Raw genomic sequence first — 19,573 nt, forward strand, 5'->3', positions numbered from 1 at the left:
CCCGTAGAGCTCGCGCGGGTGCGGGGCGTCCCGACGCGGTGTGGGTTCCAAGATTGCACGGCCAGCCTAGGCGACATCACCCTCGCCGCGCACTGGGGTGGACCCGACTCACAACCCGGGTAACGGACGCGAGTCCAGTTGTCTCTGTGCGTCGCAGAAGGACTCCGGAGAGCAGCGGCCGGGAGGTCGGGGCGGCCACCCGGTGAGAGGTTCACCGGACGCTGATGGCACCGCCGCACCCACGCCTGCCCCGCTGCCCGGCCCGCCACAGCGCCCGGGGTGGCGGGGGCGGGCTTTGAGAAGCCGAGGGACAGGCGGGCGACTCCTAGGGAGGAAATGCGCAGCCTTTCCGCGACCAAGAATGCCTGCCTCCTGCCTCCCGAGCTGCGTGCCTGGCGCCGCTGCCGATGGCACCACTGCTGGCGGTGACGCTGCTGGCGGTCGAACTCCGGGCGCTGGCGCTCCTGGCGGTGGAACTCCGGGCGGCGGCTCCCAGCGGCGGCACTCCGGGCGGCCGGACCTCCGGGCGGCCGAACTCCGGACGCTGGCACTCCGGGTGGCGGCGCTCCCGGCGGCGGCGCTCCCGGCGGCGGACCTCCGGGCGCTGGCGCTGCTGGCGGTGACGCTCCGGCCGGCGGCACTCCTGGCAGCGGCGCTGGTGGCGCTGGCGCTGGCGGCGGCGCTGGTGGCGCTGGCGGTGGCGCTGGTGGCGCTGGCGGTGGCGGCGGTGTTGGTGGCGGCGGCACTGCTGTTCCGGTTGGCCGGTGCGTTCCCTTCCTAAGCGTTCTTGTTCTTCGGGAACCTTCGCCCTCTTCTGCTAGCCGCCCACACCTTTCTCTTGTTTCCACTTCGCCCGTTATCTAGATAAGAAATAGTGAGTAGGAAAACATCGGCTGTCTCCCGTCGTGGCGCGGTGGGGGTGGAGGGGTGATCGGCTAGCGTTTGGGCTTGTGGGTGGGCTGCGGATGATCGATCTGTTCGCCGGGTGCGGCGGGATGACCCGGGGGTTCGTCGACGCCGGGTTCGAGCCGGTGCTCGCGGTCGAGCATGACCGGGCCGCTGCGGCTACCTACGCGGTCAACTTCGGGGGCGCGCACGTCCTGCCCGTCGACATCGCCCGGCTTGCGGCGGGGGATGTCCCGCAGGCCGACGTCATCATCGGGGGGCCGCCGTGCCAGGGGTTCTCCAACCTCGGGTCGCGGTCGGTGGATGATCCGCGCAACCAGCTGTGGCGGGAGTACCTGCGGGTCGTGGAGCACGCGCGGCCGAAGGTATTCGTGATCGAGAACGTCGACCGGTTTCTGAGCGCGCCGGAGTTCGCGCTGTTGCGGGCGCACACCTCCGGCTACGAGCTCACCACCGGACACCTGCTCGCCGCCGACTTCGGGGTGCCGCAGCGGCGCAAGCGGGCGTTCGTCATCGGATCGCGGATCGGGGCGATACCGCTGCCCTCGCCCACCCACGACCGAGCGGCGTGGCACGGGACCGAGACCGTCCTCAGAGGACTTCCCGAGCAGCCTGCCACCACCCGGCTGCCGGACTCCCGGATCGACTTCGACGGACGTCCCGTGCCGGGGGTCTTCAAGAGCGCCGACCTGCACCTCGGCCGGACGCCGACGCCCCTGTCGCTGGAGCGCTACCGCCACATCCCGCCCGGCGGCGGCCGGTTCGACCTGCCCGACCACCTCCTCCCCCGCTGCTGGCGCGAGAAGCGCACCGGCACCACCGACGTCATGGGCCGCATGCGCTGGGACCACCCGTCGCTGACCATCCGCACCGAGTTCTACAAGCCGGAAAAGGGCCAGTACCTCCACCCCGAGCACCACCGCCCGATCACCCACCAGGAAGCCGCCCGCCTGCAAACCTTCCCCGACGACTTCGGCTGGTGCGGCACCAAGATCGAGATCGCCCGCCAGATCGGCAACGCCGTACCCCCGCTGCTCGCCGCCGCCGTCGCCCACCACCTGCGCGCGCACCTGACCAACACCGCACCACCCACCCCACCCTGCCCCCTCTGCTAGCCGCCCGACCCGACACCGCGCCAGCCTCCCGCCCGCCATCCGACGGGCCCGCACCCCTGGTGAACCGCCTGGTCGGCCGGTGGAGGAGGCATGCCTGCCCACCTCCACCAAACGGAAGGCGGGCGCGGTGCGGGTTGGGCCGATCCACCAGTGGGGGTTGACCTGGCGCCGGACTGATCTGCCCGCGCGTGAGAGCTGACCCGCTGCCGGACTGATCTGCCTGCGCGTGAGAGCTGACCCGCTGCCAGAGCGGCCTGGCCGCGCGTGAGAGCTGACCCGCTGCCGGACTGGTTTGCCTACGGGTGAGGACTGACCCGCTGCCGGACTGATCTGCCTGCGGGCCGGGGCTGACCTGGTGCCTGCCTCGCCCGCCAGTAGGCGTGGTGACGGTCGGTCCGCCAGCGCGGGCGGCCTTCCCGCTGCTACCCCACCGGCCGGTTCACCGGCATGCCGGTGACCGGCTCGCCCCTGGCCATCGACCACGCCGTCGCCAGCGCCGCAGCGGCGGGTGGGTACGCCAACTCGCCCAGGCCGCCGATGGGGGCGCCCGAGTCGACCGCCAGCACCTCGATGTCCGGGGCCTGGTCGATGCGCGCCCACGCGTAGTCCCGGAACGACGACTCCACCACCGCGCCGTCACGCACCGTGACCTGGGCGCCGAAGACCGTCGACACCGCGTCGAGCACGCAGCCCTCCACCTGGGCGCGCAGGCCGGACGGGTGCAGGGTCGTGCCGACGTCGACCGCGGCGACCACCCGCGTCGGGGTGCCCGTCCGGTCGGCCTCGACGACGATCGCGCACGCCGAGCCGTAGTCCAGGGCGCACGCCGCCGCCCTGACCCGGCCCCGCCGGGGCCGCAGCCGCTCGCCCGCAGCGGCCAGGACCGGCCGGAGCCGGGACTCGCCGAGCAGCCGCAGCCGGAAGTCGACCTGGTCGGCCCGCGCGCGCCGGGCCAGCTCCCCCAGGAAGCACTCCTCCGCGTAGACGAACTGCCCGGCGTACACCGCCCGCCAGAAGCCGGTGCGCAGCGGGGCGGGGAGCAGGGCGATCCGCACGTCGCCGGGGACGGTGTACGGGAACTGGTCGCCGATCAGGCGGACGAGGTCCGGCGGCATGGCCGGGAAGATGCTGAGCGGCCACGTCGCCACGTCGTGCGCGCGCCGGACCGGCAGGCCGCTGCCGTCGACCTCGGCCGAGAGCCGGTGTACCGACATCGGCCGGTACGAGTCGTGGCGCGTGTCGTCATCACGGGTCCACACGACCTGCACGGGCTTGCCGACCGCGCGCGAGCAGACGACGGCCTCCATGACGAAGTCGGTCTCGAAGCGGCGGCCGAACGCCCCGCCCGACAGGGTCGGCTCGACCCGCACGGCGGCGCGGTCCACGCCGAGGAAGGCGGCGACCCGGTCGCGGTGGCCGCCGGGGTCCTGGGTCGGCATCCAGAGCGTCGCACCGTCCGGGCGCACGTGCGCGGTGGCGTTCATCGGCTCCATCGGCGCGTGCGCGAGCAGCGGCAGGCGGTAGGTCGCGGTGTGGGCAAAAGGCTCAGGGGCGGGGACGGCGGCGGCGAGCTGGTCGAGCCAGGCGCGGCTGTCGGCGTTCGGTGTCCCGCCGGTCCACGTCGCCCGCAGCGCGGCCCGCCCGCGCAGCGCCGCCGCCGTGCTGGTCGCGATGACGGCCACCCCGCCCTGCACGCCGGTCGCCGGGTCCAGCCGCACCACGGCCTCGACGCCGGTCACCGCGCTGTCGTCCACTGTGTCCAGTCGTGCGCCGATCCACGGCGGGCGCAGCACGGCGGCGACGCGGCGGTCGGGCACGCGGACGTCGATGCCGTACCGCGCGCGCCCGGTGACGATGTCCCGCGCGTCGATCCGCCCGCCCCGGCCGCCGAGCACGCGCCAGCGCGGGCGCGGGGTCAGGGTGACCTCGATCGTGGCGGGATCGATAGCAGCGGCGTCGTCGACCAGGTCGGCGTAGCGCAGGCGGCCGTGACGACGGTGGTGCACGGCACCGTCGCGGGCGTGGCAGGTCTCCACCGGCACACCCCAGCGGCGCGCGGCCGCGGCCACGAGCAGGCAGCGCGCGGTGGCCGCGGCGGTGCGCACGGGCACGGTCATCTGCTGCACCGACCGCGAGCCGCCGATCGACTGCGGCCCGTACCGCTGCGTGTCCCCGGGGGCCTGGACGAACCGCAGGTCGGCGACGTCGACGGCCAGTTCCTCCGCGGCCAGCATCGCCGCGACGGTGCGGACGCCCTGGCCGGTCTCCGGGCGCGGGAGCGTCAGCGTGATGCCGCCCGCGGAATCCAGGCGCAGCAGGACGTTCGGCTCCCACTCCCCCGCCGCGAGCGCGGGCAGCGGCACGCTGACGGCCAGCACGCCGACCCCGGCGCCGACGAGGAACCCGCGCCGGCCGATCACGCGACACCGTCCCTGGCGATCCGCGCGGCACGGCGCACGGCGGCGCGGATGCGCGGGTAGGTGCCGCAGCGGCAGACGTTGTCGCGCAGCGCCCGGTCGATGGCGGCGTCGTCGGGGTCGGGGTCCTCGGCGAGCAGCGCGACCGCGGCCATGATCTGGCCGGGCTGGCAGTACCCGCACTGGGCGACGTCGAGGTCGACCCACGCGCGCTGCACCGGATGGTCGCCGCCCAGTCCCTCGATGGTGGTGACATCGGAGTCGGCGCACTCCTCCACCGTCCGCACGCACGGCCGCGCGGCCTGACCGTCCACAAGGGACGTGCACGCGCCGCACGCGCCGACGCCGCAGCCGTATTTGACGCCGGTGAGCCCGAGATCGTCGCGCAGCGCCCAGAGCAGGGGCGTGTCACCCGGTACGTCGAGCGCGCTGTCCCTGCCGTTGACCCGCAACCGGTACATGGGTAGTCCCCCCGTCGCCGTCCGTGATCCCCATAGTGCCCACGGCGACGGCCGAAAGCTAGCTCTCGTCGAACGCGGATCGTCCGTACCAGGCCAGCGCCGCGCGGAGTTCGGCGAGCTCCCGCTCCCGACGGCGCGGCTGCTTCTCGTGCGCGATGGGGTAGACGCGGTATCCGCCGTGGTGGTCGGGCTTGCCGGGCAGCGCCGACGGGTCCCTGGGCCACACGACCAGCCACGGCCGGTGCTTGTCGCCGACGATGCGCACCCGGGCGACCTTCGGCCACTTCACCGTCGTCACGGTCGCGCCCCGCCGCCACGACAACCCGGCCGCGCCGACCTCGACCCGTCGCCGCGGCCCCACCGCCTGCCCGGCCCGCCGCACGGCCACCAACGCGAGCAACACCGCGACGGCGAGCACGAGCAACCCGACCCCCGGCCGCCCGTTCCGCCCTGCCTCCGCCCCGGCGGCCGCCAACAACCCGGCCCCGCCGAACCCGACAACCGCGGCGACCACCCGCGGCCCGCGGGCGGTGACGAACACGGCCTGCCCCCGGTCACCCCGCCCCCGCGCCTGCTCAACCAACCGCCCCACGCGATCAGCGACCTTCAGCTCCGGCTGCGGGGCGCGGATCTTCGACAGCGCCCACCACCGCTTGAAGACCCCTGGCTCCTGAACCCCGACCGCGACTGCCGGTTGCCCGGCGAACCCACCCGATAGAGCCGCACCGTGACGATCCGCCCGCTGCCCTGCGAACCCACCCGACAGAGCCGCACCGTGACGATCCGCCCGCTGCCCGGCGGAGCCGCCCGATGAGGCCTCGACGGGACGATCCGCCTGCTGCTCGCCGGAGACCGCACCCATCGGGCCGCGGGTCGACCGGTCCTCGGTGGTTGCCGGGCGGTCGCCCAGCAGTCCGCCGATCATCTGCCACAGCCGTCCGGCGCCGGAGGCGGCAGCCGCCTGCTCCGGCTGGCCTTCCGGATGTGCGGCCCGCCCAACCCCTGCGGGTCCGTGGGAAGGATGCGGTGCCTGCCAAGCCTGCGGACCTGTTCCAGCACGGTCATCCGGCAACGCCGCCTGTGAGTTCGGCTCCGCACCACCCAGTTGCCGTGAGCCGTCGGCGGAAGCGGCCGCCCGCGGCTGTCCCGCCTGCGGAGTCGGACCCGCGCCAACCTGGTGCCGGAAAGCACCACCGGGAGCGGCCGCCGACAACTGTCCCGCTTGCGGAGTCGCCTCCGCTTGCCGGGAATTGTCAGGCGCCAAGGGCTGGCCCGCCTTCGCCATCAGTCTGCGCAGCAGGCCCGGGCCCGGCGGGGCCTCCGGCAGGCCGCCCGGTGGGGCGGCGGGCTCGCCGCGTTCCAGCCACCAGCGGGCGCGGGGGCTCAGGTCGTCGTGGGGCAGCGTCCTCGTCGGCGGGTGGGCCGCGATGATCGCGGTTCGGCGTTCCTCGACGAGGGTGCGGACGTTCGCGGGCAGCCACTCCCCCGCCACCCGACCGCGCAGGGCCGTGACGAGGTCGGGGGCCGTCGGGCGGTTGCGGGGCTTGCGGTCCAGGCAGCTGCTGATCAACTCCCGCACGTCATGGGGGACGTCCCGCAGGTCCGGGCGGGTGTGCACGGCCCGGTACAGGAGGGCGGCCGTGTCGCCGTCGCCGAAGGGGTGGCGCCCGGACGCGGCGAAGGCGACCACCGCGCCGAAGGCGAAGACGTCCGACGGCGGACCGACCTCGCGCCCCTCGATCTGCTCCGGCGAGAGGTATCCCGGCGTCCCGACGACCATCCCGGTGTGCGTGAGGCCGGAGCCCTCCAGCGCCTTCGAGATCCCGAAGTCGATCACCCGGGGGCCGTCGGCGGCCAGCAGGACGTTGGACGGCTTCAGGTCGCGGTGCACCAGACCCGCGGCGTGGATGGCGCACAGCGCCTCGGCGAGACCGGCCGCCAGGCCGCGCACCGCGTCCGGGGGCAGGGCGCCGGTCGAGCGGACGGCCTCGTGCAGGTCGAGGCCGGGGATGTACTCGGTGGCCAGCCAGGGCCGCGCGGCGTCGGGGTCGGCGTCGACCACGGCCGCGGTCCAGAAGCCGCCCACGGCCCTGGCCATGGCGATCTCCCTGCGGAAACGCTCGCGGAAGCGCGGGTCGTCGGCCAGTTCCGGGCGCACGACCTTGACCGCGACCAGCCGCCCGCCCGGCGACCGCGCGAGGTGCACCGTGCCCATCGCGCCGCCGCCGAGTCGTCCGACGATCCGGTACGCGCCTACCGCGTCGAGTTCCGCCATCCCCCGCGAGGTTACCGAGCCCGCACCCGCTTGCGCTGCAACCACAGCTCGACGGCCAGCAGCGGCACCACCCAGCCCAACCAGTTGGTGATCCCCGCCACCGAGTACAGCAGCGCGATCTCGCTCCCGCCGAACATCGTGTCCAGGTGCGGCGTGAGGACGATCGAGGCCACCGGGCCCCAGATGCGGTTGGTGATGGTGGACAGGGTGAGCGTGTAGCTGCGGATCATCCAGACCCGGTGCTCGGCGAACGAGCGCCGCCGCGCCTTGACGTACCCGGTGATCGTCGAGCCGAACCAGATGCTCGCCAGCAGCACCAGGCTGACCCGCCCAACCGGACCGAAGGGCGACATCGCGCCCACGATCAGCCCCGCCGTCGCCGACGGCAGCACGCCCGCGAACACGTAGACCCGCCCCAGCACGCGGTGCGCCGCGCGGTGCCGCTTGCGGAACCACGGCCACACCTGGCAGAAGCCGGACACCATCGCCACCGCGCCGAACCCGATGTGCGCCAGCAGCGCCGGGTAGTAGATCGAGCTGCCCTCCGGCACCCGCGACAGCGCCGGGTCGAGCCCGAGGTACGGCGGGATGGAGTACACGAGGAAGGCGACGATGACCGCGCCCATCGGGATGATCCACGGCCTGCGCCACCACGCCCGCCCCGGTCGCACCGGCGGCTGCGTGCGCGGCTCGGCGACTGCTGTCATATGTCCCCCTCAGTCGATCTTGGCTCTCCCGTAGAACGTTAGGAGGCGGGAGAGCCGAGATCGATCAGGAGGACACCAGGGTCGGGGGTAGGGCCAGCCCTACACCACCGCGCCGTCCGTGCGGTCGCCCGCGCGCGGGCGCTCCTTGACGGGCTGCTTGACCGGCGGCGGGAACCTGCGGTCGAGCATGATCGCCGCCGGGCCCGCGGTGACCACCGTGGACGCCGTGCCCGCGATGAGGCCCAGCAGCAGCGCCAGCGCGAAGTCCGACAGCGACCCGTCGCCGAGGAACAGCAGCGCGCCGAGGACGAACAGCACACCGATACCGGTGTTGACGGTGCGCGGCAGCGTCTGCAGGACCGCGCGGCCCACCACGTCGGCGAACGGCGTCTTGCGGTTCTGCCCGCGCAGCTCGCGCACCCGGTCGAAGACGACGACGGAGTCGTTGACCGAGTAGCCGATGACGGTCAGCAGCGCGGCCAGGAACACCCCGTCGAACGGCTTGCCCAGCCAGGCGAACGCGCCCACGACGATCAGCACGTCCTGGGCGAGGGCGATCACCGTGGCCAGGCCGAGCCGCCAGTTGAACCGGATGGCCAGGTAGATCAGCTGAGCGAGCACCGCGAGGCCGAGGGCGATGAGCGCCTTCGTGCGCAGCTCGTCGCCCAGGCTCGGGCCGATCTGCTCGTCGCGCAGCTGCTCCGCCCCGCCCGCCGCCTCGGCGACGGCGGCCTTGACGCGGTCGGCCTCGGCCTGGTCGATCGGCTCGGTGCGCACCGACACGGTGTTGTCGCCGGACTCCTGCACGACCGCGCGCGTGAACCCGGCCTCGGCGACCTCGGCGCGCACGCGGTCGACGTCGACCGGCCCGGGCGTCGTGTACTCCAGGACCCGGCCGCCGGTGAACTCCAGCCCGAGGGTGGGTCCGACGGCGACCAGGCCGACCAGCGCGATCAGCATCGCCGCGCCCGCGCCGAGCAGCCAGCGGGCCGGCTTGCGGAGGAAACCGGCGTCACGCTGGTCGACCCACTCGCGGACGCGGCCGCGGTGGGCGAGGCCGGTCAGCTTCCCCATGCGCTCGCGCAGGCCGAGCATGAACAGCACGCGGGCCAGGATCAGCGTGGAGAACAGGGCCGCGAGGACACCGATGGTGAGCGTGACGCCGAAGCCGCGGACGGGACCGGACGCCAGGCCGAACAGCAGCGCGGCGGCCAGCAGGGTGGTGACGTTGGAGTCGATGATCGCCGACCACGCGCCGGAGTAGCCGCGATCGATGGCGCGTTGCGGTATGGCCCCGCGTTCCTCGCGCGCTCTCTCGAAGACCAGCACCGTAGCGTCGACCGCCATGCCGATGGCCAGCACGAAACCGGCGAGGCCGGGCAGGGTGAGCGTGGCGCCGATGGCGATCAGCGCGCCGTAGGCGACGGCGGCGTAGCCGATCAGGGCGATGACCGCGAGCAGTCCGGCGAACCGGTAGACGAAGATCAGGAACAGCGCGGTCAGCGCCAGGCCGATGACGGCGGCGCGGGCGCTGGCGTCGATGGCCTCGGCGCCGAGGGTGGGGCCGACGGTCCGCTGCTCGATGATCTCCACCGGCACCGGCAGCGCGCCGCCGTTGATCAGCAGCGACAGGTCCTTGGCCTCGGCGGCGCTGAACTGGCCGGTGATGCGCGTGTTGTTGCCGATCATGCCGATCTCGCACTGCACGCTCGGGTCGACCTGCGGCGAGGAGATGACGTCGCCGTCGAGGACGATCGCGACGCGCCTGCCGGGGTCGCCCGGCGGCGAGCACGCGGCCTTGCCGGTGAGTTCCTCCCACTGGCGCGCCGCCGTCGCCGAGAAGTCGATGTTGACCTGGTAGCCGACGCCCTGCGGGTCGGGGCTGGACGACGCGCTCTCCACGCCCTCGCCGGTGAACGCGGCGGGGGCGAGCGGGATCTGGTTGCCGTCCTCGTCCGGCGTCGGCGTGCCGTCGGGGGTGATCGAGTGGAAGGTGAGCTGGGCGGTTCGGCCGATGACCTCGACGGCCTCGCGGGGGTCCTGCAGGCCGGGCAGCTCGATGATGATCCGGTTCTCGCCGGACCGGGCGATCAGCGGCTCGGCGACGCCGAGCGCGTCGACGCGGCGGCGCAGCACCTCCAGCGCGCGGTCGGTCGCCGCGGCGTCGGCGACGGTGGTCGGGGAGTCCTTGGTCTCCAGGGTGATCTGCGTGCCGCCGCGCAGGTCGAGGCCGAGCCGAGGGGCGGTGGTGATGAGCAGGTACACGGAGGCGGCGAGGACGACGAGGGACACCAGCGCCCGCCCGACCAGTCCGCGCCGCGCAGGGTTGCGCGCCACTTCTTTCCTCTCCAGAGGGGGAATCGCCCGCGCACGGCGGGCTTTCGTCGGTTATGGAGTGGAAAGCGGCGGCGGCCCGCGCTGGTCGGGCGGATCGGCGGGGACGGACACGCCGTCCTCCGCGCGGGTGTCGGGGACGGCGACCACGATGACGTCGGCCCGTCGCGGCGGCCCGGAGTCGACCACCGCGGACGGCGGGTCGACCGGGTCGAGCTGCGGCGGCGAGGCCACCGGGTGCCGCACGGGCACGACCCGCGAGGGCGCGACGGCGTCGACGTCGTGGGCCTCGGCGAGGATCGTCCCGGCCGCGCGGCCAGCGCCCGCGCCGACGACGATGGCGAACGCGCCGAACAGCGGCAGCAGCCCGGCGAGCAGGCCCGCCGTCCACCGCCGCGGCCACGCCGCCGCCCATGTCATGGGCGTCACTCTACCGACGCGTCCAGCCGCCACTCCCCCGCACCGGAACCGCCCCGCGGGCACCGTCCTGGCCAGCCGCTTCCGCCGAGCCTCGGCACCATCCGGGCAGCGGCCCGCGGTGATGAGGGCGGCGCACGGCTCGGCGATGCCAACCCCAGGGCGCACTCGAAGGCTCACCGGGATCGGCTAGGCGGGTTCGGTTCTGGCCAGGCGGTTCTGGGTCGGGAGGCGGGGGCGTCCGGCCAGCTCGACGCGGTCGCGGCCCGCCCACTTCGCCGCCCGGAGGGCCTGGTCGGCGACGTCCTGCAGGTCGGCGAGGGTGACGCCGTGGTCGGGGGCCACCGCGACGCCGATGGAGATCGTGCACGGGGGTAACCCGCCGCGGCCCAACCGGACGGACCGGCCGCCCGCCGGGGTGCTGATCTCGGTGTCCAGCTCGCGCACGGCGACCCGGATGCGTTCGGCGATGTCGACCGCCTCCCGGGCGGTCGTGCCGGGCAGCACCACGGCCAGTTCCTCGCCGCCCCACCGCGAGACGATGTCGCCGCGGCGGACGCAGGCGCGCAGCCGTTCGGCGACCGCGCGCAGCACCTGGTCGCCGCCGAAGTGGCCCAGCCGGGTGTTCCAGTCCTTGAAGTGGTCTATGTCGAGCATCAGCACCGACGTCGGGTGCCCGCCCGAGCGGTCGACCTCCAGCGCGGTGCCCGCCACCAGCTCGAACCCGCGCCGGTTCGGCAGCGTGGTCAGCGAGTCGGTCAGCGCGTCGACGGTCAGCTGCTCCCGCTCGGCCTCGAGCGCGGCGATCTTCCCGACGTTCAGCGTCTCGCGCACGGCCACCGCCAGCACGCCCACCAGGCACGCCGGGGCGACCACGGCGATCACCGCGGCGGCCGCCGCCAGCAGCAGGGTGTGCACAATCAGCCAGTTGTCGCCCGGGGTGCCGAGCAGGGTCACCAGCCGCCAGTCGCGGAACCGCACGCCCCGGTACACCGCGATCGGCACCGCCTGGGCCATGAAGTACACCGCGATCGCCAGCACCAGGACCAGCGCCGTGCGGATGCCGGTGGCGTCGTCCACCCCGAACAGGTGCCGCACCAGCCCGACCCCGTGCACCGACAGCAGGACCGTCGCCGACGAGGCGATCCACAGCGCGGGCGGGCGGCGGGCGATGCGGTACCGCACCGCGCGCACCACCACGACCAGCGGGACCACCAGGGTCACCGGCAGCACCAGCGCCGCGCCGCAGAACCAGATGCTCGACTGGTCGACGAACTCGACCGCGCCGCGCTGCAGCCGCCTGCCCCTGCGCCGCTCCTCCGCCAGACGGGTCAACGCGACGTGGACCAGGGCGCAGCCGGTGAAGAGTGCGAACAGCGCCCAGTCGCGCCTGGATGGCCCAGGGGAGAACAACAATCCGGCAACGGTCGCCGCCGCCCCCGCCACGTCGATGGCCAGGATGGCCAGCACGCCGGGCAGGCCGAACGACCAGAGCGCCCAGGTGCGCGGGGACGCCGCCGATTTCGCCGAAGTGATCATCCGTGTCACGCTGGCCGTGGTCGAATCGGGGCCGCGTCCGGCGGGGCGCCCTCGGCGGGAAGGGAGGAACTGCCATGTGCGGCGACCGCGACTTGTGATCCGGTCGGTCATACCGACACCCCCAGGCGTCCGGCCCGGTCGGGCGGGCGCCGATGCCAGGCCGCCGCGCCCACGAGCGCGGCGGCCGTTCCCGCCACGCCGACCGCCCCGATCGCACCGGCCGGGGTGAGCACGTCGGCCAGCACGCCGCCGACGACGACCCCGAGGCCCTGACCGGCGCGCAGCCCGGTGCGCACCCAGCCCACCGTGCGCCCGGCGGCCTCGTCGGGCACCAGTTCCAGCACCGCGGCGCGCACGGCCGGGATGTGCGCCGCGCCGACGCCGGACAGCACGAGCAGCACGGCCGCGGTCCACGGGCCGGGGTTCACGAGGAACCCCGCGAGCGGGAGCACGCTCAGCACCACGAGCGGTCCGATCAGCGCGCGGCGGGTGGCGTCGTCGCGGCGGTCGAGCACCAGCGAGGCCAGCAGGAAGCCGACGACGTCGGCGGCCAGCAGCGGGCCGACCACCCAGTCCGGGGCGCCCATCGCGACCACCAGCGGCACCATCACCGCGTCGGGCAGGATCGCCAGCGTGCCGACGAGGACCAGGGCGTTGAGCACCCGCAGCCGTCGGTCGTCCCACAGCAGGCGCAGCCCCGTCCCGCGCACGCGGTCGGGCCCGCGCGCGGGCGCGGGGAGCGCGGGCACGTACGCCAGGACGAGCACCGCCACCAGGGCGAACGACCCGGCGTTGATCAGGAACGCGGCGTTGACGCCGACCAGGCCGACCACGACCGCCGCCAGGCCGAGCCCGGCGAGCTGGCCTGCCTCGCGCACCATCGACATGCGCGCCTGGCCGCGCCCGTGGACCTCGGCGGGCAGCACCGCGCGCACCGTCACCGCCTGCGCGGCCCGGAACGGCGCGCCCGCGGCGGCGATGCCCGCGATCGCGGCGACGATCAGCGCGACCGGCGCGGACGGGATGGCCAGCACGGCCGAGAGCAGGGCCTGGACCAGCGCGGCGACGGCCATCACCCGGCGGCGCGGGTAGCGGTCGGCCAGCGGGACCAGCAGCGGGCCCGCGACCAGGTCGGGCAGCAGGGTGGCGGCGTACGTCAGCGCGGCGGCGGCCGCCGACCCGGTGGCGTCGAAGACCAGCACGGCCACCGCGACGCGGGCGAGCTGGTCGCCGAGGGTGGACACCCCCTCGCCGACGGCCAGCGCCCGGAAGACCGCGCCCGACGTCTGCCCCACCTCCCCCACGAGATGCCCCCAGTCGACCGCCATGACGCTACCGATTAACTGATATGGCGGCTATCTTCCCGGCTGAGGCTATGACAGTTTTGCGGCACGGTCCGGTCGTCGGTGGGGTTCCACCCGATCAGATCAAGACCGACACCGAGGGTGAGCGAGAGAGTGGACCGAGCGTGACTGAGACCGGCGGCGGCCCGACGCTGGCGGCGAAGCTGAACACCCTGTTCGCCTCGATCAGGCCGGACGCGGAACGGCAGTACACGAACAAGGAGGTCGCCTGCGCCGTCGGCTGCACCCCGGTGATGATCGGCTACCTCAGATCGGGCCAGCGCGACAACCCCAGCATCAACCTGCTGCGCAGCCTGGAGGCCTTCTTCGGGGTGCCGCACGGCTACCTCTACCTCGACGACCCGGGGCTGACGCGCCGCGTCGACGACCAGTTGGCCATGCTTGACCGCATGATGGCGACCGGTGTGATGCGGATAGCGCAGCGCGCGTCGATGGTGTCGGCCGAGGGGCTGGCCGCGGTGACCAAGATGCTCGACGCGGTCATCGAGCTCGAGCGCGCCCGCGGGGAGCGCGATGGCTGAGCGTCCGGTCTCGCTGCGCCGCGCGCGGCGCCGGGTCTCCGACGCCGTCGACTCCGTGATCGCGGGCATCCCGGCCGAGCCGGGGGCGCCGTTCGACATCGCCGACTTCTGCGCCCGGCTGGCCGAGCTGCGCGGGCGTCCGATCGAGCTGCTGGCCATGGGCCCGCTGCTGGGCGGGCGTCCGGTCCCGATGACCGGCCTGCTGGTCGCCCTGCCGAACGCCGACTACCTGTTTTACGACGACAGCACGTCCCCGTCGTTCCGCGAGAACGCGATCATGCACGAGCTGGGCCACCTGGTGCTGGGCCACAGCGCGGGCGGCTCCCCGCTCGACGACGACGTCGACCTGATGGCCACCCTGCTGCCCGACCTCGACCCGGGAATGGTGCGCCGCATGCTCTCGACCGCGCTGGGCAGGCGCGGCTACACCGACCGCCAGGAGGTGGAGGCGGAGATGTTCGCGTCACTGCTGTGGCGCCGCCGCGGCGTCGACGGCCACACCCTCATCCGCCCGACGGTCCGCCTGGCCCCCGAGGACGAACGCGTGGTCGACCGGCTGGCCCAGGTCCTCGGCGCCACCGACCCGGAGGACCGATGACCCCCACCGCATCGCCTCTCCCCGCGGCGCACGGTCGCAGGCACCCGGACGCGGCCAGGGAGGCGGCATCCCGCGCTGTCGCGGCCGGAGAGGTGGGCCGATGAGCGCGCTGTCGAACGCACCCCGTGGCCGGGGAGGCGGGCCGATGAGCGCCGTTCCGCGCTGTCGAAGGCGCCCCGCGGCCGTGGTCGGGGAGGTGGGCCGGTGAGCACGATCGCCATGGTCCTGCTGGTCATCGGGGTCGGGGTGGCCGTCGGGGTCAGGGCCGAGCGGTCCGGGCCGCTGCGGACCGATCCGGTCCTGGCCGAGCGGACGCCGCCGTCGCCGTTGGGGGTCGACGGGTTCGCGCCCGTGCGTGAGCGGACGGGCGACGAGCCCGGCGACCGGCTCAGCCAGGCGTTCCGGGTGAGCGAGGGCAGATGAGCGCGGCGACGCTGTTGGTCATCGCCGTGGTCGTGGGGATGGCCGCGACCCTGGTCAAGTTCCGGCACTTCCTGCGCGACTCCGGCAACCCCGCCATGCGCGCGCTCACCCTCGGCTGCCTGGCGCTGGCCATCGCGGTCTCGCTGCAGTTGCCGGTGGTGTACCCGGTGGTGAACGCCGCGGCCGGGTTCAACGCCGCCTGGCCGGTGCAGCACGTCCTCGTGGTGATCGCCGCGCACCTGGTCGTCGTGTTCTTCCTGCACTCGACCGAGGACGACGTGCGGGGCAAAGCGGTGGCGCTGGGCGCGATCGCGGTCGCCGCGTCGGTCGTCATGTGCGTGCTGTTCGCCCTCGAACCCGGTGCGCGCGACTTCGTGCACGGGCCGGGCGGGCTCAACGACTCCGGCGGGCAGGCGACGGCGGCGGGCGCGTGGGCGTTCATCACCTTCAGCGTGTACCTCGGCACCGCGATCGTGGTCATCTCCCGGCTGTCGGCGCGCTGGGCGCGCAAGGCGCGGCACATCCGCTGGCTCAGCGTCGGGCTCGCGCTGGTTTCGGTGGGGGCGGTGTTCGGCTTCGGGTACTGCCTGCACAAGTTCATCTACCAGCTCGCCCAGGTCAGCGGGCACCCGCCGGGCTGGACGGTGTCGTCGGTCGAGGGCTGGCTGATGCCCGCGGCGACCGGGCTGTCCGCGCTGGGCATCGTGCTCGCCGCGTCCGGGGCGCACCTCGGCAGGCGTCCGCGGGGGCCGCTCCGGCTGTGGTGGGAGCACTACCGGGCCCGCCGCGCGCTGTACCCGCTGTGGCACCGCTTCCGCACGGCGATGCCGGAGATCGGGCTGATCCCGCCGAGCCGGGTCATGCCGGACTGGCTGCTGCTGGACAACGCCGCCTTCCGGCTGCACCGCGCCGTCGTCGAGACCTGGGACGGCGCCCGCCACATCCGCTCGCTCGTCCCCCCGGACGACCCCTACGCCGTGCGCGCCCGCGAGCTGGGCGAGCAGGCCGGTCTGCGCGGCGACGACCTCGCCGCCGTCATCACCGCGGCCACCGTCGAGGTCGGCCTGCGCAGGCGGGCCGACCAGCCGGGCGCCGAGCTCGTCGGGGCGGGCCCCGGCTTCGGCGGCGGCGACCTCGCCGACGAGGTCGACTGGTGGCGCCGCGTCGCCCGCGCCCACCGCGACAGCCCGATCCCGACCGCCGTCCTGTCCGAGTACCTGGGGACCGTCCATGCGTGAGCGCCACGTCGCCGAGATCAGCCGCCTCGACCCCGAGGTCGACTACCTGCGGATATACCAGCTCACGTCGCTGTACGAGTTCCCGTTCGACGTGTTCCTCGCGCTGCAGATGAGCTTCTACCGCACGTACGCGATCCCGTCGATCAGCGCGACGCTGGCCAAGAGCGGCGAGATCACCGCGCGGCCGATCAAGCGCGGCGAGGACACCGGCCTGATGGTGTTCGAGATCGTCGCGCACGGCTTCGAGCACGAGCGTTCGCAGAAGGTGCTGCGCGCCATGAACGCCATGCACAAGAAGTGGGACATCAGCCAGGACGAGTTCCGCTACGTGCTGGGCGTGTTCCTGGTCCCGCCGATGCGCTGGCTGGAGACCTACGGCTACCGCAAGCCGCACCCGCACGAGTACGCCGCGGCCCACCGCTTCTACACCGAGCTCGGCACCCGCATGGGCATCACCGGCATCCCGGCGAGCTACGCGGAGTTCGCCGAGTGGTTCGACGCCTACGAGCGCGAGCACCTGGCGCCGACCGTGGACGGCCAGGCCCTGCTGGCGGCCTCGCACCGGCTGTTCGTCAACCGCTTCCCGAAGTGGCTGGGCTTCCTCGGCGTCACGCTGGGCAACTCGCTGCTCGACGACGTCGTCCGCGACGCCCTGGGCGTGACCGGGCCGCCCGCGCCGGTCCGCGCGGCGATCCGCGGCGCGTTCCGGCTGCGCGGTCGGCTGCTGCGCCGCTCCGACGCGCGCCCGGAGTCGGCGTTCACCCCCGGCGGCGTCACCCCCGGCTACCCGGACGGCTACACGCTGGACCGCCTCGGCCCTCCCGCGAAGTGACCGCCGCGAAGTGACCCGCCGTAGAGTGGTTGCGTGAGCAACCTCGACCTGCGTCCCCCGGTCACGGTGTGCGGCGGGCGCGGCGACGTCCTGGCCGACCCGGTGTTCGACGTGCTGCCCGCCCGCGAGGTCCTGCTCGGCGGCACGCCCGTGCGGCGGCTGCTGCCCACCCTCGGCAGGCGCATGGTCGGCGCGTGGTGCTTCCTGGACCACTACGGCCCCGACGACATCGCCGACGCGCCCGGGATGCAGGTGCCGCCGCACCCGCACATCGGCCTGCAGACGGTGAGCTGGCTGCTGGAGGGCGAGGTGTTCCACCGCGACAGCCTGGGCAGCGCCCAGCTCCTGCGGCCCGGCACCCTCGGCCTGATGACGGCGGGCTCGGCGATCGCGCACTCCGAGCAGTCCCCGCCCGTGCACCCGACGATGCTGCACGGCACCCAGCTGTGGGTCGCGCTCCCCGAGGAGGCGCGCCACCGCCAGGCGTCCTGGGAGTTCCATCCCGAACTGCCGGTGCTGACCGCGCCCGGGGTCAGCGCCCGCGTCCTGCTGGGCGACCTCGACGGCGCCCGCTCCCCCGGCACTGTCCACTCGCCGCTGATCGGCGCGGACCTGACCGTCACCGGGTCCGCCCGCCTGCCGCTGGAGCGCGACTTCGAGTACGCGGTGGCCGCGGTCGACGGGCCGCTGGAGGTCGACGGGCGCGAGATCGGCCCGGGCGCGCTGGTCTACCTGGGCTGCGGCCGCACCGAACTGCGCCTGTCGGGCACGGCCCGCGCGCTGCTCCTCGGCGGGGAGCCGTTCGCGGAGAAGATCGTCATGTGGTGGAACTTCGTGGCGCGCACGGGCGAGGAGGTCTCGGCCGCGGCGCAGGCGTGGCGGCGCGGCGACTTCGGCCCCGTCCCCGGCTACGAGGGCGACCCGCTGCCCGCGCCGCCGCTGCCCGCGACCCCACTCCTGCCCCGGGGCCGGGAGCGCTAGCGTTCAGCCGATCGTGTCATGGTGTTCCGGTCGCGGGTCCGCTGGACTGGAGGGTCCCCACCCCAACCGAAGAACGGCGGGACCCGATGACCAGCACCGAAGCGCTGGAAGCGCTGAAGTTCCAGGGAGACCCGCAGGCCGACGCGGTGATCGCCGACCTGGTGGCGAGCGGCCGGTCCCGTGCCGTGAACGCCGTGCTCGCCCACTTCCGCGGCAACGACCAGCCCATCCCGGAGGAGCTGCCGGAGTCGGTGCGCGCGTTCCTCATCGCCACCGACAACCCGCCCGCGTGGGCCGACCCTCGACGGCTGGCCCGGGCGTACGAGTTCTTCGTCGATGACGGCGTGCACGTCGCCTCCGTGCTGACGTTCGGGGCGATGGTGAACTGCTACGCCCACCCACGCGCGGCACGCGCGCTGACGCTGACCCACGGGCTCAACCAGCCGCACCGAAGGCTGTCGGAGACCTCCCAGTTCGTCCTGTCGATGATGGGCCGCGACGCGTTCGGCACGGGCGGCGGATTCGTGCCCGCGGTCCAGAAGACCCGCCTGATCCACGCCGCGGTCCGCCACCTGCTGACCACGTCGGGCCGGTGGGACGTCGCCGCCGACGGGGTCCCGGTCTGCCAGCAGGACATGCTCGGCGCGCTGCTGATCTTCTCCGTGCAGGTGATCCAGGGGATGCGCCGCATCGGGATCTCGGTGACGGAGGAGGAGGCCGAGGACTACTACTACGTGTGGCGCGTGGCGGGCGAGATGCTCGGCATCCCGGCCTCCGCCGTCCCCGAGTCGCTGGCGGAGGCGCGCGACCTCAGCGCCACCCTGGTCGAGGCCGCGTACGGCCCGTCGACGGAGGGCACGGCCCTCACCCGCGACCTGCTGGCGCTGTACGAGCGCCTGTTCCCCGGCAAGGTGTTCGACGGCATCATCGCCGCGATGGTCCGCCAGGTGGTCAACCCGGAGGTCGCCGACTGGATGCGCGTGCCGCGTTCCCGCGCCTGGGGCCGCGTCGTCCGCACCGGCACCCGCCTGGTCCGCCTGGCGGAGGGCGCCGAGGACAGCAGCGAACTGGCCGAGGCCGTCCTCGACCGAGCAGGCGCCCTCCTCCTGGGCGGCAGCGTCCGCACCCTCACCACCGGCCAGTCCACCACCCTCACCATCCCCACCGACCTCCGCGAACGCTGGGCGGCAGCGGGCAAATGCCCAGCGCACTCCCCCGAGCCCACCCTCACCTGACACAACCACCGAGGTCGACCCAACACCCACCACCCGACCACAACCACCGCCCCTGCCGCAGACACCGCACTCCCCAGGCGCGACCACCCTCGATTCAGCGAGCACGTGGCAGACGCCGCGATCACCTGGGCAGGACCACCACCGACCCACCCGAACACCCGACAGACACCCCACCCACCAGAGCAGAACCACCACCGACCCACCCGAACA

General features: G+C 74.1%; 18 protein-coding genes. 10 read left to right on the forward strand and 8 right to left on the reverse strand.

All coding sequences use genetic code 11. The features are described from left to right. Positions 1–407 precede the first annotated feature (407 nt). The 3 genes from Actkin_RS18205 (at position 408) to Actkin_RS18215 (ending at position 2,021) form a co-directional block, all read left to right on the forward strand. Positions 408–623, forward strand: coding sequence for a hypothetical protein (locus tag Actkin_RS18205; RefSeq protein WP_258903539.1), 216 nt, complete (start codon positions 408–410; stop codon positions 621–623). Then, positions 620–781, forward strand: a complete 162-nt coding sequence (locus Actkin_RS18210; protein WP_258903540.1) for a hypothetical protein — start codon at positions 620–622, stop codon at positions 779–781. Before Actkin_RS18205 ends, Actkin_RS18210 begins: the two co-directional genes overlap by 4 nt. A 184-nt stretch (positions 782–965) precedes the next feature. Next, positions 966–2,021, forward strand: coding sequence for a DNA cytosine methyltransferase (locus Actkin_RS18215; protein ID WP_258903541.1), 1,056 nt, complete (start codon positions 966–968; stop codon positions 2,019–2,021). A gap of 422 nt (positions 2,022–2,443) precedes the next feature. Here the strand turns inward: Actkin_RS18215 and Actkin_RS18220 are convergent, their stop codons facing one another. The 8 genes from Actkin_RS18220 to Actkin_RS18255 form a co-directional block, all read right to left on the reverse strand. Further along, positions 2,444–4,441: a molybdopterin cofactor-binding domain-containing protein gene (locus Actkin_RS18220; protein ID WP_258903542.1), complete on the reverse strand. Its 1,998-nt coding sequence runs from the start codon at positions 4,439–4,441 to the stop codon at positions 2,444–2,446. Next, positions 4,438–4,899: a (2Fe-2S)-binding protein gene (locus Actkin_RS18225; RefSeq protein WP_258903543.1), complete on the reverse strand. Its 462-nt coding sequence runs from the start codon at positions 4,897–4,899 to the stop codon at positions 4,438–4,440. The genes Actkin_RS18220 and Actkin_RS18225 overlap by 4 nt, the downstream gene beginning before the upstream one ends. Positions 4,900–4,957: 58 nt before the next feature. Continuing rightward, positions 4,958–7,174: a serine/threonine-protein kinase gene (locus Actkin_RS32640; RefSeq protein ID WP_309569073.1), complete on the reverse strand. Its 2,217-nt coding sequence runs from the start codon at positions 7,172–7,174 to the stop codon at positions 4,958–4,960. A gap of 11 nt (positions 7,175–7,185) precedes the next feature. Continuing rightward, positions 7,186–7,881 (reverse strand): DUF2306 domain-containing protein, encoded by a 696-nt coding sequence (locus Actkin_RS18235; RefSeq protein ID WP_258903544.1) that lies wholly within the window; start codon positions 7,879–7,881, stop codon positions 7,186–7,188. A 99-nt stretch (positions 7,882–7,980) separates the two neighbouring features. Beyond that, complete coding sequence (secD, locus tag Actkin_RS18240; RefSeq protein WP_189210731.1) at positions 7,981–10,218, reverse strand: protein translocase subunit SecD; 2,238 nt, start codon at positions 10,216–10,218, stop codon at positions 7,981–7,983. 51 nt (positions 10,219–10,269) lie between these two features. Continuing rightward, positions 10,270–10,635, reverse strand: a complete 366-nt coding sequence (locus Actkin_RS18245; protein WP_189210732.1) for a hypothetical protein — start codon at positions 10,633–10,635, stop codon at positions 10,270–10,272. A 186-nt stretch (positions 10,636–10,821) separates the two neighbouring features. Next, the gene (locus tag Actkin_RS18250; RefSeq protein ID WP_189210733.1) at positions 10,822–12,171 is read right to left on the reverse strand and encodes a GGDEF domain-containing protein; all 1,350 of its coding nucleotides are present in this window, start codon (positions 12,169–12,171) and stop codon (positions 10,822–10,824) included. A 107-nt stretch (positions 12,172–12,278) separates the two neighbouring features. Continuing rightward, a complete protein-coding gene (locus tag Actkin_RS18255) occupies positions 12,279–13,499 on the reverse strand; it encodes an MFS transporter (protein WP_189210734.1) in 1,221 nt (406 codons plus the stop codon). A 140-nt stretch (positions 13,500–13,639) separates the two neighbouring features. On the opposite strand from Actkin_RS18255, the gene Actkin_RS18260 reads away from it, so the two are divergent. The 7 genes from Actkin_RS18260 (at position 13,640) to Actkin_RS18290 (ending at position 19,363) form a co-directional block, all read left to right on the forward strand. Then, a complete protein-coding gene (locus Actkin_RS18260; RefSeq protein ID WP_189210735.1) occupies positions 13,640–14,056 on the forward strand; it encodes a helix-turn-helix domain-containing protein in 417 nt (138 codons plus the stop codon). Further along, complete coding sequence (locus Actkin_RS18265) at positions 14,049–14,654, forward strand: ImmA/IrrE family metallo-endopeptidase (protein ID WP_189210736.1); 606 nt, start codon at positions 14,049–14,051, stop codon at positions 14,652–14,654. Before Actkin_RS18260 ends, Actkin_RS18265 begins: the two co-directional genes overlap by 8 nt. Before the next feature lie 204 nt (positions 14,655–14,858). Continuing rightward, positions 14,859–15,077: a hypothetical protein gene (locus Actkin_RS18270; RefSeq protein ID WP_189210737.1), complete on the forward strand. Its 219-nt coding sequence runs from the start codon at positions 14,859–14,861 to the stop codon at positions 15,075–15,077. Then, the gene (locus tag Actkin_RS18275; RefSeq protein ID WP_258903545.1) at positions 15,074–16,315 is read left to right on the forward strand and encodes an MAB_1171c family putative transporter; all 1,242 of its coding nucleotides are present in this window, start codon (positions 15,074–15,076) and stop codon (positions 16,313–16,315) included. Before Actkin_RS18270 ends, Actkin_RS18275 begins: the two co-directional genes overlap by 4 nt. Further along, positions 16,308–17,147: an oxygenase MpaB family protein gene (locus Actkin_RS18280; RefSeq protein ID WP_258903546.1), complete on the forward strand. Its 840-nt coding sequence runs from the start codon at positions 16,308–16,310 to the stop codon at positions 17,145–17,147. Before Actkin_RS18275 ends, Actkin_RS18280 begins: the two co-directional genes overlap by 8 nt. A 33-nt stretch (positions 17,148–17,180) precedes the next feature. Beyond that, positions 17,181–18,128 carry a pirin family protein gene (locus Actkin_RS18285; RefSeq protein ID WP_258903547.1) on the forward strand — a complete coding sequence of 316 codons (948 nt, stop codon included), beginning with the start codon at positions 17,181–17,183 and terminating at the stop codon, positions 18,126–18,128. Positions 18,129–18,214: 86 nt separating this feature from the next. Further along, positions 18,215–19,363, forward strand: a complete 1,149-nt coding sequence (locus tag Actkin_RS18290) for an oxygenase MpaB family protein (protein ID WP_258903548.1) — start codon at positions 18,215–18,217, stop codon at positions 19,361–19,363. Positions 19,364–19,573 lie beyond the last annotated feature (210 nt).

This window comes from Actinokineospora sp. UTMC 2448, from assembly GCF_024760565.1.
Taxonomy (GTDB): domain Bacteria; phylum Actinomycetota; class Actinomycetes; order Mycobacteriales; family Pseudonocardiaceae; genus Actinokineospora; species Actinokineospora fastidiosa.

What these genes read in the sequence shown, in the direction of transcription:
- Actkin_RS18205 (WP_258903539.1), top strand. Translation starts at nt 408, where the DNA reads ATGGCACCACTGCTGGCGGTGACGCTGCTGGCGGTCGAACTCCGGGCG.
- Actkin_RS18215 (WP_258903541.1), top strand. Translation starts at nt 966, where the DNA reads ATGATCGATCTGTTCGCCGGGTGCGGCGGGATGACCCGGGGGTTCGTC.
- Actkin_RS18225 (WP_258903543.1), bottom strand. Translation starts at nt 4,899, where the DNA reads ATGTACCGGTTGCGGGTCAACGGCAGGGACAGCGCGCTCGACGTACCG.
- Actkin_RS32640 (WP_309569073.1), bottom strand. Translation starts at nt 7,174, where the DNA reads ATGGCGGAACTCGACGCGGTAGGCGCGTACCGGATCGTCGGACGACTC.
- Actkin_RS18235 (WP_258903544.1), bottom strand. Translation starts at nt 7,881, where the DNA reads ATGACAGCAGTCGCCGAGCCGCGCACGCAGCCGCCGGTGCGACCGGGG.
- Actkin_RS18245 (WP_189210732.1), bottom strand. Translation starts at nt 10,635, where the DNA reads ATGACATGGGCGGCGGCGTGGCCGCGGCGGTGGACGGCGGGCCTGCTC.
- Actkin_RS18250 (WP_189210733.1), bottom strand. Translation starts at nt 12,171, where the DNA reads ATGATCACTTCGGCGAAATCGGCGGCGTCCCCGCGCACCTGGGCGCTC.
- Actkin_RS18255 (WP_189210734.1), bottom strand. Translation starts at nt 13,499, where the DNA reads ATGGCGGTCGACTGGGGGCATCTCGTGGGGGAGGTGGGGCAGACGTCG.
- Actkin_RS18265 (WP_189210736.1), top strand. Translation starts at nt 14,049, where the DNA reads ATGGCTGAGCGTCCGGTCTCGCTGCGCCGCGCGCGGCGCCGGGTCTCC.
- Actkin_RS18275 (WP_258903545.1), top strand. Translation starts at nt 15,074, where the DNA reads ATGAGCGCGGCGACGCTGTTGGTCATCGCCGTGGTCGTGGGGATGGCC.
- Actkin_RS18280 (WP_258903546.1), top strand. Translation starts at nt 16,308, where the DNA reads ATGCGTGAGCGCCACGTCGCCGAGATCAGCCGCCTCGACCCCGAGGTC.
- Actkin_RS18290 (WP_258903548.1), top strand. Translation starts at nt 18,215, where the DNA reads ATGACCAGCACCGAAGCGCTGGAAGCGCTGAAGTTCCAGGGAGACCCG.